The organism is Saccharopolyspora sp. CA-218241 (assembly GCF_050954615.1).
Classification (GTDB): Bacteria; Actinomycetota; Actinomycetes; order Mycobacteriales; family Pseudonocardiaceae; genus Saccharopolyspora; species Saccharopolyspora cebuensis.
Genome location: NZ_CP191860.1, coordinates 76915 through 92997, shown reverse-complemented (window position 1 = coordinate 92997; position 16083 = coordinate 76915). Strand labels below are relative to the sequence as shown.

Annotated in this window: 14 protein-coding genes and 1 tRNA gene; 3 read left to right on the top strand and 12 right to left on the bottom strand. The window is 72.3% G+C overall.

What is annotated here, in order from left to right:
* Nucleotides 1-215 precede the first annotated feature (215 nt).
* The 7 genes from ACQP0T_RS00540 to ACQP0T_RS00510 form a co-directional block, all read right to left on the bottom strand.
* A complete protein-coding gene (locus ACQP0T_RS00540) occupies nt 216-1973 on the bottom strand; it encodes a cation acetate symporter (RefSeq protein ID WP_433870790.1) in 1758 nt (585 codons plus the stop codon).
* A gap of 75 nt (nt 1974-2048) precedes the next feature.
* On the bottom strand, nt 2049-2456 hold the full coding sequence (locus tag ACQP0T_RS00535) for a hypothetical protein (RefSeq protein ID WP_433870789.1): 408 nt from the start codon (nt 2454-2456) through the stop codon (nt 2049-2051).
* A complete protein-coding gene (locus ACQP0T_RS00530) occupies nt 2453-3292 on the bottom strand; it encodes a LytR/AlgR family response regulator transcription factor (protein WP_369775457.1) in 840 nt (279 codons plus the stop codon). Before ACQP0T_RS00530 ends, ACQP0T_RS00535 begins: the two co-directional genes overlap by 4 nt.
* Nucleotides 3293-3629: 337 nt before the next feature.
* Nucleotides 3630-4523: a S49 family peptidase gene (locus ACQP0T_RS00525; protein WP_345359891.1), complete on the bottom strand. Its 894-nt coding sequence runs from the start codon at nt 4521-4523 to the stop codon at nt 3630-3632.
* 9 nt (nt 4524-4532) lie between these two features.
* Nucleotides 4533-5786 (bottom strand): GAF domain-containing sensor histidine kinase, encoded by a 1254-nt coding sequence (locus ACQP0T_RS00520; protein WP_345359894.1) that lies wholly within the window; start codon nt 5784-5786, stop codon nt 4533-4535.
* 166 nt (nt 5787-5952) lie between these two features.
* Nucleotides 5953-6804 carry an Fpg/Nei family DNA glycosylase gene (locus ACQP0T_RS00515; RefSeq protein ID WP_433870788.1) on the bottom strand — a complete coding sequence of 284 codons (852 nt, stop codon included), beginning with the start codon at nt 6802-6804 and terminating at the stop codon, nt 5953-5955.
* A gap of 36 nt (nt 6805-6840) precedes the next feature.
* Nucleotides 6841-7278 carry a DUF983 domain-containing protein gene (locus ACQP0T_RS00510; protein WP_345359900.1) on the bottom strand — a complete coding sequence of 146 codons (438 nt, stop codon included), beginning with the start codon at nt 7276-7278 and terminating at the stop codon, nt 6841-6843.
* A 201-nt stretch (nt 7279-7479) separates the two neighbouring features.
* Between ACQP0T_RS00510 and ACQP0T_RS00505 the strand changes: the two genes are divergently transcribed.
* Both ACQP0T_RS00505 and ACQP0T_RS00500 read left to right on the top strand, forming a co-directional pair.
* Nucleotides 7480-7878, top strand: a complete 399-nt coding sequence (locus ACQP0T_RS00505; RefSeq protein ID WP_433870787.1) for a PPOX class F420-dependent oxidoreductase — start codon at nt 7480-7482, stop codon at nt 7876-7878.
* Between the two features lie 66 nt (nt 7879-7944).
* Nucleotides 7945-8017: transfer RNA gene (locus ACQP0T_RS00500), tRNA-Gly, on the top strand.
* Between the two features lie 51 nt (nt 8018-8068).
* Here the strand turns inward: ACQP0T_RS00500 and ACQP0T_RS00495 are convergent.
* The 3 genes from ACQP0T_RS00495 to ACQP0T_RS00485 all read right to left on the bottom strand — a co-directional run bounded on the left by ACQP0T_RS00495 (nt 8069) and on the right by ACQP0T_RS00485 (nt 10949).
* Nucleotides 8069-8278 carry a dodecin gene (locus tag ACQP0T_RS00495; protein WP_433870786.1) on the bottom strand — a complete coding sequence of 70 codons (210 nt, stop codon included), beginning with the start codon at nt 8276-8278 and terminating at the stop codon, nt 8069-8071.
* A gap of 167 nt (nt 8279-8445) precedes the next feature.
* Nucleotides 8446-9108: a peptide-methionine (S)-S-oxide reductase MsrA gene (msrA, locus tag ACQP0T_RS00490; RefSeq protein ID WP_433870785.1), complete on the bottom strand. Its 663-nt coding sequence runs from the start codon at nt 9106-9108 to the stop codon at nt 8446-8448.
* 17 nt (nt 9109-9125) lie between these two features.
* Nucleotides 9126-10949, bottom strand: a complete 1824-nt coding sequence (locus ACQP0T_RS00485) for an acyltransferase family protein (RefSeq protein ID WP_433870784.1) — start codon at nt 10947-10949, stop codon at nt 9126-9128.
* Between the two features lie 225 nt (nt 10950-11174).
* On the opposite strand from ACQP0T_RS00485, the gene ACQP0T_RS00480 reads away from it, so the two are divergent.
* Nucleotides 11175-12335 (top strand): hypothetical protein, encoded by a 1161-nt coding sequence (locus ACQP0T_RS00480; RefSeq protein WP_433870783.1) that lies wholly within the window; start codon nt 11175-11177, stop codon nt 12333-12335.
* Between the two features lie 37 nt (nt 12336-12372).
* On the opposite strand, the gene ACQP0T_RS00475 is transcribed toward ACQP0T_RS00480, so the two are convergent.
* Together ACQP0T_RS00475 and ACQP0T_RS00470 are read right to left on the bottom strand one after the other, a co-directional pair.
* Entirely contained in the window at nt 12373-12702 is a 330-nt protein-coding gene (locus ACQP0T_RS00475; protein ID WP_433870782.1) for a transposase, read from the bottom strand.
* A gap of 122 nt (nt 12703-12824) precedes the next feature.
* Nucleotides 12825-16052 (bottom strand): glycosyltransferase, encoded by a 3228-nt coding sequence (locus ACQP0T_RS00470; protein ID WP_433870781.1) that lies wholly within the window; start codon nt 16050-16052, stop codon nt 12825-12827.
* Nucleotides 16053-16083 lie beyond the last annotated feature (31 nt).

The following is a 16083-nucleotide window of genomic DNA, read 5'->3' as shown; positions in this document are numbered from 1 at the left end:
CCTGCGACCTCGTCGTTCGTTGATCAAGGCGAAAAACTACGGAGTCGCGCGGGAGCTGTGAAGGCCCGTTGGGAGCAGTGCGGCTAACGATCGAATGAAGAAGTCCTGACCCATTGAGATCACCGAAATGCCCTTTTCGAAGCAGCATTGGGCCGTTCAGCGGATTGCATTCGGAGGAAATTCGCGCACGGAATTCGCGGTTCGGGTCTTTCGCGTCATTCCAGGCGGCGCTGGTGCCGGCCACCGGTGGGCGGCACCGTGTCCTCGCCCGGGCGGCGGGTCTGGTCGCGGACGAAGCCCAGCCGGTCGGGCGCGTGCATCCGGAGCATCTCCCGCCCGACCCCGGGCGGCACCCGGTGGGGGGTGGCCCGGCTGACCACGACCGTCACCGCGAAGGCGAGCGGCACGGTGAGCAGCGCGGGCTGCTCGATCAGGGTCGCGTACCAGGTGCCGGTCGGGCCGAACACCCGGTTGACGACCATGGCCAGCGCGACCAGCACGCCGCCGACGGTCATCCCGGCCGCCGCGCCCACCGCGGTCAGCCCGCGCCACCAGATGCCCAGCACCAGCAGCGGGCTGAACGTCGAGGCCGCCATCGCGAACGCCATCCCCACGCTGCGGGCGACGTCCTGCTCCAGCCCCGGGAACGCCAGCACCACCGGCGGCACGCAGGCCAGCACCGCGACCCACCGGAAGTCGCGGATGCGCCCGCGCAGCACGTCGGTGGACAGCACGCCCGCGACGCTCATGATCAGCCCCGAGGAGGTGGCCAGGAACGCCGCGAACGCACCGGCCGCGGTGACCGCGCCCAGCAGGCCGCCGACCCAGTTGCCGAGCATCGCGTGCGGCAGCATCAGCACGGCGGCGTCGGTGTCCCCGGTGACCAGGAGCTGCGGCACGTACAACCGGGACAGCAGCCCGAAGATCGTGGGGAACAGGTAGAACGCGCCGAGCATCGCCAGCACGTACAGCGTGGTGCGCCGGGCGCCCTGCCCGCTGGGGTTGGTGTAGAAGCGGGCCAGCACGTGCGGCAGGCCCATCGTGCCCAGGAACGTCGCGATCAGCACCGAGTAGGTCTCGATCAGCCCGGTGGGTCCGCCGTGCTGCGGGCGCAGCCAGTCGGCGTTGTTCGTCTCGCCGCCGACCACCACCGGCACGGCGGCGCCCTCCGGGAAGTGCAGCACCGAGCCCGTCGGCACCGAGTACTCCCCCGGCCGCAGGTACAGCGCGTCCGGCCCGTCGGCCAGCCACACCGGCGCGGTGACCTGCAACCGGACGTCGGTGTGCACGTGCACCGAGGTGTCCTCCGGGAACACCGGCGGCAGCGGCCGGTCCAGCGCCTGCGCGCGCGGTCCGCCGGTGGACAGGAACACCACGAACAGCGCGAAGGCGGGCAGCGTGATGGCGAACAGCTTCACCCAGTACTGGAAGGCCTGGACCAGGGTCACCGCCCGCATCGCGCCGGAGACCACGCTGGTCAGCGTGATCACCGCGACCACCAGCAGCGCGACCCAGTACGGCATCGGCAGGATCGCCGAGAGCGTCAGGCCGGCGCCCTGGAGCTGCGGCACCAGGTAGAACCAGCCGATCACCAGCACCAGCGCGGTGCACAGCGAGCGCAGCGGGCGCGAATCCAGCCGCGCCTCGGCGAAGTCGGGCAGCGTGAACACGCCGGAGCGGCGCATCGGCGCGGCGACGAACAGCATCAGCGCCAAGTAGCCCGCGGCGAAGCCGATCGGGTACCACAGCGCGTCGGCGCCGTCCTTGAGCACCAGCCCGGCCACGCCGAGGAACGAGGCCGCCGACAGGTACTCGCCGGAGATGGCCGCCGCGTTGCGCTCGGCCGGGACCATCTGCCGCGCGGTGGAGAAGTCCGAGGTGGTGCGCGCCGACCGGGAACCCCAGATGCCGATCGCGAAGGTCGCGACGACGATCAGCGCGACTCCCACGAGCGACCAGGCGTTCGGATCCATCGCACCGCCCTCGTTGCCAGCCGTCACCGTCGGGCCCAGCGGGCCGACCCGATCATCCCAACCGCGTCGCGGCGGTCATTGCTCGACCATGTGGACGAAATCGCGCTCGTGCCGCTCCGCCGTCCGGGTGCACAGGTAGCCGGCGACGACCAGGGCCGGGTAGGCGAGCACCCCGAGCAGCAGCCAGGCCAGCCGGATGCCGAAGACCTCGTAGGTGCCGAACGCCGGGAAGAAGTAGAACGCGGTGGGCAGCGCCAGCAGCACCAGCGCGACCGCTCCGCCGAGCAGCAGCGCGCTGCGCAGCTGGACCCGCACCAGGTGCTGCACCAGCACCTCGCCGACGCTGGTCTGCTCCTCCAGCTCGGACATCGTGCGGGCCACCTGGCGGGTGCGCCTGCGATCGGCGAGCACCACCCGCCTGCGGCGCGGCCGGGCCGGTTCGCCGTTGCGGTTGCGCAGCTCGAAACCGTGCTCCGGGCTCAATTCTGCTGCTCCCAGCCCTGCCGGGGCGCCCGCACCAGGCGGTCCTTGAGCTCGCGGGTGTGCCTGCGGCTGACCGGCAGTTCGCGCTGCGGCCCGCCGCCGAGCACCACCGAGTAGCCCGAGGACGACATCCGCAGCTCGGTCACCAGCGGCAGCGCCACCAGGTAGGACCGGTGGATCCGCAGGAAACCGGCGTCGGACCAGCGTTCCTCCAGCTGCGCCAAGGGAATCCGCACCAGGTGCGAGCCGTCGGTGGTGTGCAGTCGGGCGTAGTCGCCCTGCGCCTCCACCCAGCGCACCGACGACCGCGGGACGAGCTTGGTGGTGCCGCCCAGCTCCACCGGGATGACCTCCTCCTCGTCCGGGGCCTGCGCCGGGGCGGCCTCCAGGGCGCGCTTGACCCCGGCCTGGGCCTTGCGGCGCTCGATGGTGCGCAGCGCGCGGTCCACCCGCTCGGCGTTGGCCGGTTTCATGATGTAGTCGAGCGCGCCGACCTCGAAGGCCTCCAGCGCGTTCTCCTCGTGCCCGGTGATGAACACCAGCGCGGGCGGGTGCTTGAAGGCGGTCAGCACCCTGGCCAGTTCCATCCCGCTGAGCCCGGGCATCGAGACGTCGGCGAACACCGCGTCCACCACCGGGGCGTCCTGCTCCGGACCCGGTTCCTCGGTGCGCAGCTCGCGCAGCGCCTCGGCGGCGTCGAACGCCGTCAGCACCTTGGTGACCCGGGGGTTGCTGCCGAGCAGGAACTCCATCTCGTCCAGCCCGGCCGTCTCGTCGTCCACGGCCAGGACGACCAGCCCTCGCGAACTCCCCTGTGCGGTCACCGCAACGTCCATCCCTGCCATGCTCGGATGCCCCGTTCCCACCCCGTTGGATCACTCTGGCACCACGTCGGGCCGGAGAGTGAGCTGAGTCACTCATGCGCGGTTCCACGCTAGTGGTTAACCCGGCGCGGCCGGACACCAGGGGCCCACTTTCCCCGTTCCCCAACGGAAAGACACCCATGATCGCCCGAAAAGAGCAGTGCCGTGCCATCTCCCGGGTGGTTCCGTCCCCGAAAGCACGAACCCGCGCCACCCGTTCGAGAGATGAGTGAGGGGCACCTTCATCCGGCATGGTCGGATGAAGGTGCCCCTCACTCGGGAAATCCGGCGCGCGCGGTCGCCGGGGAGGTCACAGGCCGAAGCGGCTCCAGTGGGCCTTGTGCTCCAGCGCCTGGAACGCGGCCAGCAGCGATTCCGGTCCGCGCACCGAGTTCGCCACGCCGAGGCGGGCCAGCAGCGGCTTGCGCGGTTCGACGGTGAGCAGGTGGGCGTCCGGGAACTTCTCCTTCACCACGGTGCGCAGGGTGCCGAGGCCGTCGACGAGCCCGAGCTCGCGGGCCTTCCGCCCGGTCCACACCTCGCCGGAGAACAGGTCGTCGTCGGAGCCGGCCAGCTTGTCGCCGCGGCGCTGCCGGACCCAGTCGCGGAACTGTCCGTGCAGCTCCTCCTGCATCCCGTGCAGCCACCGGACGTCGTCCTCCTTCTCGGGGAGGAACGGGTCCAGCCGCATCTTGTTGGTGCCCGCGGTGTAGACCCGGCGCTCCACGCCGAGCTTGTCGAGCAGGCCGGTGAGGCCGAAGCTGGAGCTGATCACGCCGACGGAGCCGACCATCGAGGTGGGGTGCGCGTAGATCTCGTCCCCGGCGCAGGCCAGCCAGTACCCGCCGGAGGCCGCGACGTCCTCGCAGAAGGCGAGCACCGGGACCTTCTTCTCCTCGGCCAGGCCCCGGACCCGCTCGGCGACCAGCGCGGACTGGGTGGCCGACCCGCCGGGCGAGTTGATCGCCAGCGCCACCGCGCTCAGCCGCTCGTGGCTGAACGCGCGGCCCAGCGCGGAGTCGACGTTCTGCAACGAGATCGACTGGCGGTTCACCGGGGTCGGGTTGGGCGTGATGACGCCGTGCAGCTTGACGACGGCGACGACCGGACCGCGCTCGGTCCGCTCGGCGAGCTTGCCGGGGAGCTTGGCGGACAGCTTCTCGCTGAGCGCGTCGGTGAACTTCTGCGGAGCCTTGTCGGTCATGCCCCGACGTTACCGGCTGGCAGGCGCTCCGGCCGCGAGGTCGAGGCCCGGGTCGTCGAACTCGTGCGCGGCCAGCGGGCGCACCCCGGGCGCGTACTTCGGCACCCGCATGATGACCTTCATCCCGGCGCCCTCGTTGGTCTCCACGACCAGCCGGTACTCGTTGCCGAAGGTGGCCCGCATCCGGCTGTTGATGTTGCCCAGGCCGACGTGCGCGCCGGTGAGGTGGGCGTCGGCGAGCTCGGCGTCGAGCCGGTCCGGGTCCATCCCGATGCCGTCGTCGTCGACGCTGATCAGCGCCTCCGCCCCGTTGTCCTCGGCGACCACGGTGAGGGTGCCGCCGCCGGGCTTGTTGGCCAGCCCGTGCCGGACCGCGTTCTCCACCAGCGGTTGCAGCGCCAGGAACGGCATCACCACGGGCAGCACCTCGGGGGCGATCTTGAGCTGCACCTTGAGCCGGTCCGGGCCGAACCGGGCGCGTTCCAGGATCAGGTACCGGTCGACGTTGCGGATCTCGTCGGCCAGCGTCGTGTAGAGCCCGTTGGTGCGGAACGAGTAGCGGGTGAAGTCGGCGAACTCCTGGAGCAGGTCGCGCGCGTGGTCCGGGTCGGTGCGGATCAGCGAGCTGATCGTGTTCAACGCGTTGTAGATGAAGTGCGGCGAGATCTGCGCCCGCAGCGCCCGCACCTCGGCCTGGGCCAGCCGCTCCTTGGACTCCTGGAGCTCGGCGAGTTCGAGCTGGGTGGACACGAAGTCGGCCACCGCCGCGGAGGCGCGCAGCAGCCGCTTGCGGTCGAAGTTGGCGATCAGCGCCAGCGCGCCGACCGTCTCGCCCTCAACCTCCAGAGGTACCACGATGGCGTGGCGCATCGGGCACGGCCGGTGCGGGCACAGCAGTTGGCCGTGGTCGAGGAACTCCCGCTTGCCGGTGCGCAGCACCGCCTCGATCCTGGTCCGCAGGTCCGCGTAGTGGTGGTTGGCCTCGCCGTCCCAGCTCAGCAGCGTGCCCTCGGCGTCGATCAACCCGACCGCCACGCAGGCGCCGAGTTCCCGCAGGTGGGGCGCCGCCCGGTCGGCGGACTCCTGGGTCAGGCCGTCCCGCAGGTGGGGGGCGGCGCGGGTCACGCGTTGCAGCGCCGACAACGTGGCGTCCTCCACCGAGGTGGACACCCGTCTGGCGCGGCACAGCATGACGAACATTCCGAGCACGGCGAGCGCGGCGAGCGAGGTCAGCACCGTGCGCTCCGTCAACAGCTCCGGCACGGTCCCAATCTTCGTGGTCGGCACGCCCGGAATCAAGGCGACTACGCTGGGTGTCGCCATTCCATCGGTGAGCGGTCACCCGTGTTCTGGTCAGCGGAACCCGGTATCACCGTCCGGAGCAACGCCGAGCCTGGCGAGCTCGCGCGCACCTCGTGGCAGCGGTCCTTCACTTCAGCAGCCGCGACATCCGCCGGTCCGCGAGCGGCTTGCCGCCGGTCTGGCAGGTGGGGCAGTACTGCATCGAGCGGTCGGCGTAGGACACCTCGCGCACCGCGTCGCCGCACACCGGGCACGGCAGGCCGGTGCGGGCGTGCACCCGCATCCCGGAGCGCTTCTCGGCCTTGAGCCGGGCCGCGTCCTGCTCCAACGAGCGCCGCAACGCGTCCTGCAGGATCTCCCGCAGCGCGCCGTGCAGCCGCTCCACCGCCGCCCGGTCCAGCTTGGCGGGCGTGGCGAACGGGGACAGCTTCGCCGCGTGCAGGATCTCGTCGGAGTAGGCGTTGCCGATGCCGGCGATGGCCGACTGGTCGGTGAGCAGGTTCTTCAACCGCTCGGTGCGGCCGGACAGGATCGCCGCCAGCTCGTCGAGCTCCAGGCCCAGCGCGTCCGGACCGAGCCGCCCCAGCCGCTCCACCTCGGCGGGGCGGTGCACCACCCAGGCGGCGAGCTTCTTCTGGGTGCCCGCCTCGGTCAGGTCGAACCCGGGGCCGCCGAGGTGCACCCGCAGCGCGATCGGCCCCCGCCCCGGCTTCGGCGGCGCGGCCGGGAGCGCGTCGGACCAGCGCAGCCACCCGGCGCGGGCGAGGTGGAACACCAGGTGCGCGCCGTCGCAGTCGAGGTCCAGGAACTTCCCCCAGCGGGTCGCCCCGGTGACCTCCCGGCCGGTGAGTTCGGTGATCGGCGGCTGGAAGGTCTTGAGCACGCTCATCGACACCACGTCGACGCGCGTCACCGCCCGGCCCACGGCGTGCTCGCGCAGGTGCTGGGCCAGCGCTTCGACCTCGGGGAGTTCCGGCACTCCCCCAGTGTGCCCCAGCGCGGCCCGGCGGTCGCGCTACTCGGTGGGCTGCAGCTCCCCGTTCATGTCCGGCTCGGCGTAGAGCTCGATGTGCCGGGCCACCTGCGCGACCTCCTGGCGGACGTTGAGGAAGCCGCGCACCACGCCGACCCAGGTTTCCGGCGGGTTGTCGTCGGCGTCGCCGGGCGTGGACGCGGTGATCGTCCACGGGCGCCGCACCAGCCAGCGGACCGGGAAGAAGGCCGCCGCCGCGATCAGCGCCAGGACCAGCCAGATCGGCACGTACACCGCGGGCGGCGTCCACAGCACGAACAGCACCACCAGGAACAGCAGCGCGCCGCCCATCAGGATCGCGGGGGCCGAACCGCCGCTGACCTCGTGCTCGAAGTCATCGCCGGTGATCGGGTTCGACCACTCCAGGTTCGCCTTGATGTTCCACACGCGGCCGTCGGAGCCCCGGACACCCCGGTTCATCGTCGCCTCCCCGCCCACCCGGGCTGGTCGCATCGGATCTCGTCCCGCCGGGCCGACCTCCGGTCACCGAGCGTGCTGCAACGGTACCGCGTGCGGCATGGGCCCGATGGGTGAAAGTGAGCCCATTGTCGATCATGCCGCCGCCCGCGCCAAGCCCGCCGCGCGCCTACCGTGGAACCGTCCCCGACGAAGGGAGCGGCCGTGGACCTCGACGAATCCCACCGGATCGTCGCCGAGCAGCACCGCGCCGTGCTCGGCACGCTGCGCGCCAACGGCGAACCGCAGCTCTCACCGGTGCTGATCACCACCGGCGGCCCGGGCGTGCTCGCGGTGAGCACCACGGCGGGCGCGGCGAAGGTGCGCAACCTGCGCAGGCACCCGCGCGCCTGGGTGTGCGTGCTGCCCGAGGCGTTCTTCGGGCGGTGGATCCAGGTCGACTGCGACGCGGAGGTCGTCGACCAGCCCGAGGCGCTGCCGCTGCTGGAGGACTACTACCGCTCGATCTCCGGCGAGCACGAGGACTGGGACGCCTACCGCGAGGCGATGCGCGGCGAGGACCGGGTGCTGCTGCGGCTCACCCCCACCCGTGCGGTGGGCTGACCGACCCCCCTTCGAGGGGCTTGTCCGGATGGGTTAGAGTATTCCCATCACGCCGACAACGGCGGTGCGGATGTAGCGCAGCTGGTAGCGCATCACCTTGCCAAGGTGAGGGTCGCGGGTTCGAATCCCGTCATCCGCTCGCACTGGCGAAGGGCCCCGTCCGCGGACGGGGCCCTTCGCCGTTCGCGGCTCATTCGTCCAGGCGGAAGCCGATCTTCAGGCCGACCTGGAAGTGCCCGACCTGCCCGTCCGCCACGTGGCCCCGGATCGAGTCGACCTCGAACCACTCCACTTCGCGCAGCGTCCGCGACGCGCGTTCGATGCCCTTGCGGATCGCGTCGTCGATCCCCTCGCGGGAGGAACCGACGACGTTCGTCACCCGGTAGATGTGGTCGTCCATGCCCGCAGCGTGGGACCGCCCCGACCACCCCGCAACCGCGACCGGCCCGACCTCGCACCCCGCTCGCCGTCGCCCCGCACCCGTTCGAGAAGTGAGTGAGGGGCACCCTTGTCCGGCTATGTCGGATGAAGGTGCCCCTCACCCAGGTTCGGGTGGACCCGATCGGGTCAGGTGGAGACGCCGGTGCCGACCGGGCAGGCGACGCCGGTGCCCGCGATGCCGCAGTAGCCGTTCGGGTTCTTCGCGTCCGAGAGGTACTGCTGGTGGTAGGTCTCGGCGTAGTAGAACTCGCCCAGCGGCGCGATCTCGGTCGTGATGTCGCCGAGGTGCGCGGTGCGCAGCGCCTCCTGGTAGCGGTCCCGGCTGTTCTCGGCCTGGACCCGCTGCCGGTCGTCGGTGTAGTAGATCGCCGAGCGGTACTGGGTGCCGAGGTCGTTGCCCTGCCGCATCCCCTGCGTCGGGTCGTGGTTCTCCCAGAAGAGCTGGAGGACCTGCGGGTAGCTGATCACCTCCGGGTCGAACACGACGAGCACCACCTCGGCGTGCCCGGTGCGGCCGGAGCACACCTCCTGGTAGGTCGGGTTCGGCGTGTGACCGCCCGCGTAGCCCACCGCCGTGGTCCACACGCCCTCGGTCCGCCAGAAGATCCGCTCCGCGCCCCAGAAGCAGCCCATCCCGAGCACCGCGACGGACGTTCCCTCCGGGAACGGGGGCACGATCCGGCGATCCGGGAACACCGCGTGCTGCGGATCCACCGCCAGCGCGGTCGAACGCCCGGGCAGCGCCTCGTCCGCGTCGATCATCCGGGACTTGTCACCGAAGAGTGCCATGCCTCCAGGGTACGCGGTCAGCGCCGGTCGATCCGGTCCGAACGCGGGTCCCGGAAGCTGGGCCGGGTCGCCTCCTCGGCGGGCTCCGGCGCACGACCGTGCCTGCTCCCCGGTGGGCGCGGCGGCGCCGCCGGGCGCTCGGGAGGCGGCGGCGCGAGGTCCCCGGACAGCGACGCCTCGTCGGGCGCGCGCCACGGCCCCGGCCGGGGCGCCGCCGGACGTCCCGCGGGCGGGCGGGCGGCCGGACGCCGGGCCTGCGCGGGCGGTCCCGGAACGGGCAAGCCGTTCGCGGGGGTGCCTGGGGCGGGAGCGCCGTTCACCGGCGGGCCGGGAGTCCGAGTGCCGTTCAGCGGAGGGCCCGGAGCTCGACCGCCGTTCGACGCGGCGCCCGGGCCTGGAGCGCCCGGCGCGGGGATGCCCGGTGCGGGAGTGCCCGGTGCGGGAGTGCCCGGTGCGGGAGTGCCGGGTGGCCGCGCACCGTGCCGGGGCGGGCCGCCCCGGCCGGGCGCGGGCAGGCCGCCCGCCGGGGTACCGGGGTTCGGCAGGCCCGGCGGCGGGGTCGCAGGCGGGCGCGGCGGCCCCGGGCGGGCCGGAGCGGGCGGCGGTCCGGGGCGCCCCGGCTGCGGACGGCGGTGCGTCGGCGGCTCGGGGCGCACGTCCTCCTCCGGCTCCTCCCCGTAGTCGTCGCGGTCGTCGTAGTCGTCGTAGTCGTAGTCGTCCTCGTCGAGGTCGTCCTCGTCGTCCTTCGGGCCGACCGGATCGTGCCGCGGCGAGCGCTGCGGGGCGATGTAGTGCCGGAGCTGCATCGTCGGCTCCTCGACGAACTTCCACGACAACGTGCCCAGCACGTAGGCGATCGGCATCGCGCACACCAGCATCAGGTACTGGTTGGCGACCCCGGCCATGGCGAGCAGCTGCTGCACCGGGAAGCCCCACACGTAGACGCCATAGCTGCCGTTGACCCACAGCCCCGGCACGGTCAGCCGGGCGGGCCAGAAGTGCCCGACGACGATGACCGCGTAGCCCACCACGAACGTCATCAGGAAGGACGCCGCGACGCTGTTGGGCATCAACGCCACCACCGCGATCCCGGCGACCATCGCGGTCGGCGACAGCGGGATCCGGTAGAGGTTGAGCACCACGCCCAGCGCGAAGGCCACCAGGAACGCCACCAGCGACTCCACCGGGACCGCCAGCAGCGAGCCCGCCGACTCCGGTTCCGGCTGGTGCTCCAGGTGCCGGTCCCAGATCACCAGCGCGACCAGCGCCGCCACCGAGATCCAGCGGAAGCGGTGCTTGGCCGCGCCGATCAGCAGCAGGGCGTAGAGGCCGGCGTAGGCCAGCAGCTCCATCGGCAGGGTCCACAGCGAGCCGTTCACCGCGTCCGGCCACGGGTTGTCGGTGAACACGCCGGGGAGTTCGTGCTCCAGGGTGAGCAGTCCCGCGTTGTTGATCACATAGCCCCAGGTGTCCCGGGAGCCGAAGTAGTCGCCGAGCGACAGCGTGGTGATCAGCGGCCCGACGATCAGCGCCATCCCGATCGACACGGTGAGCATCGGCGGCCACAACCGCAGCACCCGCTTGACGGCGAAGCGCAGCGGGTGCGGATCGCGCATCCAGCTCTCGGTGATCTGGAAGCCGCTCATGGCGAAGAACCCCATGAGCACGCCTTCGTCCGGCTGCACCGGCCACTCCGGCGGGAACAGCTCCCCGGAGCCGACCAGCGGCGAGCAGTGCCCGTAGATGACCAGCAGCGCACCGATCATCCGGATCCAGGCGAAGCCGTGGTGCGGCTGGGCGAACGACTCAGGGTTGGTGTGAACGACCCGAGCGTCACCCACTCAGATCACCCCATCAGCTAAAAAAGGCCCCCACGACCTGCACGACGCCGGGTAGCGTATCTCCCACGAACGGGTTTGGGCGGTCATTGCCGCCAGTCGGACGCACCCGACCAGCCACCTGCTCCGATCGTTATCCGGCCGGTGCACCCGCGAACCTCGGCACCGTGCAGAATGGCGATCGATCGCATGTGGGGGCGTTTCGCGCGAACGGGAAAGGGCGCATCGGTGACCTGGCAAGACGAGCTGCAGAACCTCGACGCCGAGCTCGCGGCGGGGCGGATCTCAGCTGAAGAGTACCGCCAGCGGCGGGACGCGGTGCTCGGGCGGGCCCAGAACGGACCGTCCTCCGGTGGCTTCCCGCAGCAGGGCCCGAACTCCGGCGGCTTCCCGCAGCAGGGGCCGAACTCCGGCGGTGTGCCGCAGCAGAACCCGTTCCCGCCCGCGTTCAGCTGGGGCGAGGCGGCGCAGGCCGCCCAGCAGGACAACAGCACCCAGGTGGTGCCGAACCCGAACTCCGAGAGCACCCAGGTGGTCAACGTCGGCCAGCAGGGCTGGGGGCAGCAGGCGGCCTGGGGACCGCAGCAGTCGAGCTGGGGCAACGAGAGCGGCAGCACGAACACGCCGTGGGGCGGAACAGACATGCCCCCGCCGCCGCCCCCGCAGGACCGCGGCACCGAGCCCGCCTGGATGCGGCAGGGCCCGGAGGTCTTCGAGTCCGCGGGCAAGTCCAAGAAGGGCCTGTGGGTCGGCGTCTCGATCGGCGCCGTGCTGGTCGTGGTGCTCGTCGTCGCTGGCGTCTTCTACTTCACCAGCGGCGGGGAGGAACCCGATCCGCAGGCGCAGCAGACCCAGCAGGCACCTCCGCCGCCGCCGACGCCCGAACTGCCGGCTCCCCCGGCGGCCGAGCCGGCCCCGCCCGGTTCGGCCGAGGCGCTGATCCCCGCACCGGGACCGCCGCACACCTGGAGCGGCCCGCTCGACGTGCCCGCGCTGCAAGGCGCCAAGGGCGGTCTGCTGATCCCCGAGGTGCTGGAGCCCGCGTTGCAGGCCGGCCTGGTCGACGGCTGGTTCAACGGCAGCGACCCGAACGCGCCCGCGCCGCGGGTCACGCTGCTGGCGTTCCAGATGCCGGACGAGCAGGCCGCGCTCGACGTGGTCGAGAACTACATGGACCGCCAGACCGGGCTGTCCGAGGTGGACGACCTGTCGTACCAGGGCGTGCCGGTGGTGACCACGGGCAACACCTTCCGCACCGCCTACGTCGGCCACCAGTGGGCGGTCATCGTCGACGTCTCCGCCGACCAGGACGCGCAGGCGAGGCAGGTCTTCGACGACCTGCTCACCCAGCAGCTCAACCACCTCCCGCCCACCCACCTGGGCGAGTGACCGCTGAGGGGCGCCCCCGGCCTGCCGGAGGCGCCCCTCACCAGGGCTCGGGGAAGGCCATCGCCGACCGGGTGAAGTCCACCCGGTAGGCGGACGGCAACCGGTCCCGCAGGATCGGCCGCAGCTCCGCCCACACCCCGGTCCGCTGCCATTCGGCCAGCCGCCGCTGGCAGGTCGCACCGGAGCCGAACCCCACCTCCGGGGGCAAGTGCTCCCAGCGGAGACCGTTGTAGAGCACGAACAGGACGCCCTGCAACGTCGTGCGGTCGTCGGGATCTCCGGGGGACGTGTCCTGCGGCCGGGGCAGCAACGGCTCGACCATCGCCCAGGTCCCGTCATCGACCTCCCACGGCTTCTGGCGTGCCACGCCCCGCGAGTCGGATTCATCCCGAACCCACCCGGCACCTGCCTTCACCGAACGTGCCTTGAGTGAGGGGCACCTTCATCCGAGTAAGCCGGCTGAAGGTGCCCCTCACCTGGATCCGGGTGCTACGCCGGGCTGGTGCGGGGGTCGGGGCTGGTGCGGAGGTCGGCGGTGGTGAGGCCTTCGACGGTGGTGAGCAGCTCGGTGAGGCAGCGCTTCGAGACCTCCGGGCCGAACTGGGCCTCGATGGCGTCCCGGCCGGAGGCCGACATCCGCAGCCAGTGGTCGTCGTCGGTGAGCAGCCGGATCACGGCGGCGGCCAGCCCGGCGGCGTCGTCGGCGACCAGCACGTCGCGGCCGTGGTCCAGGTGCATCCCCTCGACGGCCATCGTGGTGCCCGCGACCGGCACGCCCAAGCTCAGGCTCTCGCCGACCTTGCCCTTCACCCCGGCGCCGAAGCGCAGCGGCGCGAGGGTGGCGCGGGCCCGGTCGTACATCGGCCCCAGGTCGGCGACCCAGCCGTGCACCTCGACGCCCGCTCCGGCCAGCGCGCGCACCTCCTCGGTCGGGTTGCTGCCCACCACGTGCAGCACCGCGTCCGGGCACACCTCGCGGACCAGCGGCATGATCTCCCGCGCCGCCCAGCGGGCCGCGTCGGTGTTCGGCGGGTGGTCGAAGCCGCCGACGAACACCACGTCGCGGCGGCCGTCGAGGGTCACCGGCGTGCGGTCCGGCAGGTGCACGTTGGACAGCACGCGCACGTCGGCGTCGGGCACCAGCTCGCGCAGCAGCCGCTGCTCGGCCTCGGAGACGACCAGGGTGACGTCGCAGGAGCGGGTCAGCCCCAGCTCCATCTCGCGGGAGGCGAAGGACTTGCGGCGCAGCGCGGCGGCGCGGTCCCGCTCGCCCTCCCGCTCGGCCAGCTCCGCCTCCCGGTCCAGCCGCAGGAAGTGCACGTCCACCGTGTCGTAGGCGATGACGGCCTGGGGAGCGCAGGTGCGCAGCTCCTCGACCAGGCTCCACGCGACCTGCGGCCGGGACAGCAGCGCCAACGAGATCTCCTGACCCGCCTCGGCGAGGAACGCCTGCTGGAGCTCCGGCGCGGGCAGCACGGTCACGCCGAGCTGCTGCAACTCCTCGGTGTAGCGCTTCGGCGCGGCGTGGTTGGCGGGGAAGAACACCACCCGGCAACCCAGCGCGACGAGCTGCTCCAGCACCCGGCTGATCCGCACCGAGCCGGAGTCGAAGTCCGGCCGCGGCACCTGGTGGTCCTTGACCAGCACGAGCGGACCGCGGTGCCCGCGGGTGCCGCGCTGCCGGGCCAGCCACAGCGCGGTCGGCGAGGCCTCCGGCAGGTGCTCGGCGGCGAGCACCTCGCCCCACTTCTCGACGAACACCTGCCGGTTGAGCTCCTGGTGCTTCTTCACCCCGGTGGTCTCGTCGGTGCCGTGGGAGACGCCTTCGTGGTGCACGACGACGGCCTTGGGCTGCACCACCGTGCGGTACCCGGCGGCGCGCACCGCGAAGGCCAGGTCGGTGTCCTCGTAGTAGGCCGGGGCGAAGCGGGTGTCGAACCCGCCGAGCTGGTGGAACACCTCGGCGCGCACCAGGATCGCCGCGCCGGAGCAGTAGTCGACGTCGCGCAGCACGTTGAACTCGGCGCCCTCGGCGGTCCGGTTCCGGCCGTAGTTCCAGCCGGTGCCGTCGGACCAGACGATGCCGCCCGCCTCCTGGAGCGTGCCGTCCGGGTAGACCAGCTTCGCCCCGACCAGCCCGATCCGGTCGTCGGAGTTCATCGTGTCCATCAGCACGTCGAGCCAGGACTCGGTGACGGTGGCGTCGTTGTTCAGGAAGAACAGGTGCTCGCCCCGGGCGTGCTCGGCGCCGAGGTTGCAGGCGCCGATGAAGCCGAGGTTGCGCTCGGCGCGGACCAGCCGGACGCCCTCGCACTCGGCGAGCTTGGCAGCGCTGTCGTCCGGGGAGGCGTCGTCGACGACGATCACCTCGAACGGCACCGTCACGTGGTGGCCGCCGAGGAACCGCAGGCACTGCCGGGTGTAGGACCACTTGCCGTGCACCGGGACGATCACGCTGACCACCGGGTGCTCGCTGCGCGGCACCGGCAGCGGTCCGGTGCCGACCTCCTCGACCGGCCGGGCGGCGCCGGGCTCGCGGCCCAGCGCGATCTCGTAGACGTCGCGGCGTCCGGTGCCGCGCGGCGCGACCCGCTCCACGAGCTGCCGGTACTTGGTCACCGCGCGCTGCACCAGCGCGGAGTTCTGCGCTTCGAGCTCGGCGTTGCGCTCGGTGAGCTCCTCGGCGCGGCGCTCGGCGCCGGCCACCCGGCCCTCCAGCCGGGCGATGGTGTCGGTGAGCCACTCGATGCGGACCTCGGCGCGCTCGGCCTGCTGCCGCGCTTCGAGCAGCTCGACCCCGGCGCCCTCGGCGCGCTCGGCCTCGACGCGGCGCAGCTCCTCCAGCCGGGCCACGGCGCCCTTGAGCTCCTCGGCGTCGGCCTGCACCGCCCGGTGCAGGTCGTTGAGCCGCGCGACGTCGGCGACCGCCCGGTCCCGCTCGGCGCGGACGTCGGCGCCGGGTTCGGGGCCGACCCGGCCGTCGGCGTCGAGCAGCAGCGCCGCGGCGGGCAGCTTCGGGAGCTGGCGGTCGGAGGCGACGCCGAGCAGGTAGGTGTGCGGCACGCCGGGCTCGACGGTCCAGCCGGTGCCGTCGCGGCGCAGCGTCTGCAACCGCACGCCTTCCACGACGGTGTCCAGGTCGCCGGGGTCGGTCGGCGTGAGCAACGACCCGGCCGCGACGTTCTGCTTGAGCACCGCGACGTGCCGGAAGGCGCCTTCGAGCAGGCCGGTGAACTCGGTGGCGGTGAGCTCCTCGACGTGGAACGGGTTGTCGGCGGCGTGGGCGGTGGTGTCCGGCGTGCTGATCAGCGCCAGGCCGCCGGCCGCGAGCCGGGCGCGGACCAGGGCGAGCACCGCGTCGTGGTCGGCGACGTGCTCGATCGCCTCGAAGCACACCACCACGTCGAACGGCGGCTCGTCGGCGAGCAGGTCGGCGTCGGTGAGCGAGCCGATCTCGAAGCGGACGTCGGGGTAGCGGGCCCGGGCGTGTTCGACGGCGGCCTCGTCGACGTCCACGCCGACCACCGCCGCGGCCTCGCGCGCCAGCAGGGCGGCGCCGTAGCCTTCACCGCTGCCGAGGTCGAGCACCCGCTTGCCGCGCACGTGGCGTGCGGCCAAGGCGTAGCGGTGGTAGTGCTCGTAGACGACCTGGAGGTCATCGGCCCACGGCACGCAACGTTCCCCGGTCCAGTCGAGCGGGGTGTCGGTCTCGTTCATCGAAAGTTCCTCATGACCTGCGCGAGTGGCG

What these genes read in the sequence shown, in the direction of transcription:
- ACQP0T_RS00540 (WP_433870790.1), bottom strand. Translation starts at nt 1,973, where the DNA reads ATGGATCCGAACGCCTGGTCGCTCGTGGGAGTCGCGCTGATCGTCGTC.
- ACQP0T_RS00530 (WP_369775457.1), bottom strand. Translation starts at nt 3,292, where the DNA reads ATGGACGTTGCGGTGACCGCACAGGGGAGTTCGCGAGGGCTGGTCGTC.
- ACQP0T_RS00525 (WP_345359891.1), bottom strand. Translation starts at nt 4,523, where the DNA reads ATGACCGACAAGGCTCCGCAGAAGTTCACCGACGCGCTCAGCGAGAAG.
- ACQP0T_RS00510 (WP_345359900.1), bottom strand. Translation starts at nt 7,278, where the DNA reads ATGAACCGGGGTGTCCGGGGCTCCGACGGCCGCGTGTGGAACATCAAG.
- ACQP0T_RS00495 (WP_433870786.1), bottom strand. Translation starts at nt 8,278, where the DNA reads ATGGACGACCACATCTACCGGGTGACGAACGTCGTCGGTTCCTCCCGC.
- msrA (WP_433870785.1), bottom strand. Translation starts at nt 9,108, where the DNA reads ATGGCACTCTTCGGTGACAAGTCCCGGATGATCGACGCGGACGAGGCG.
- ACQP0T_RS00470 (WP_433870781.1), bottom strand. Translation starts at nt 16,052, where the DNA reads ATGAACGAGACCGACACCCCGCTCGACTGGACCGGGGAACGTTGCGTG.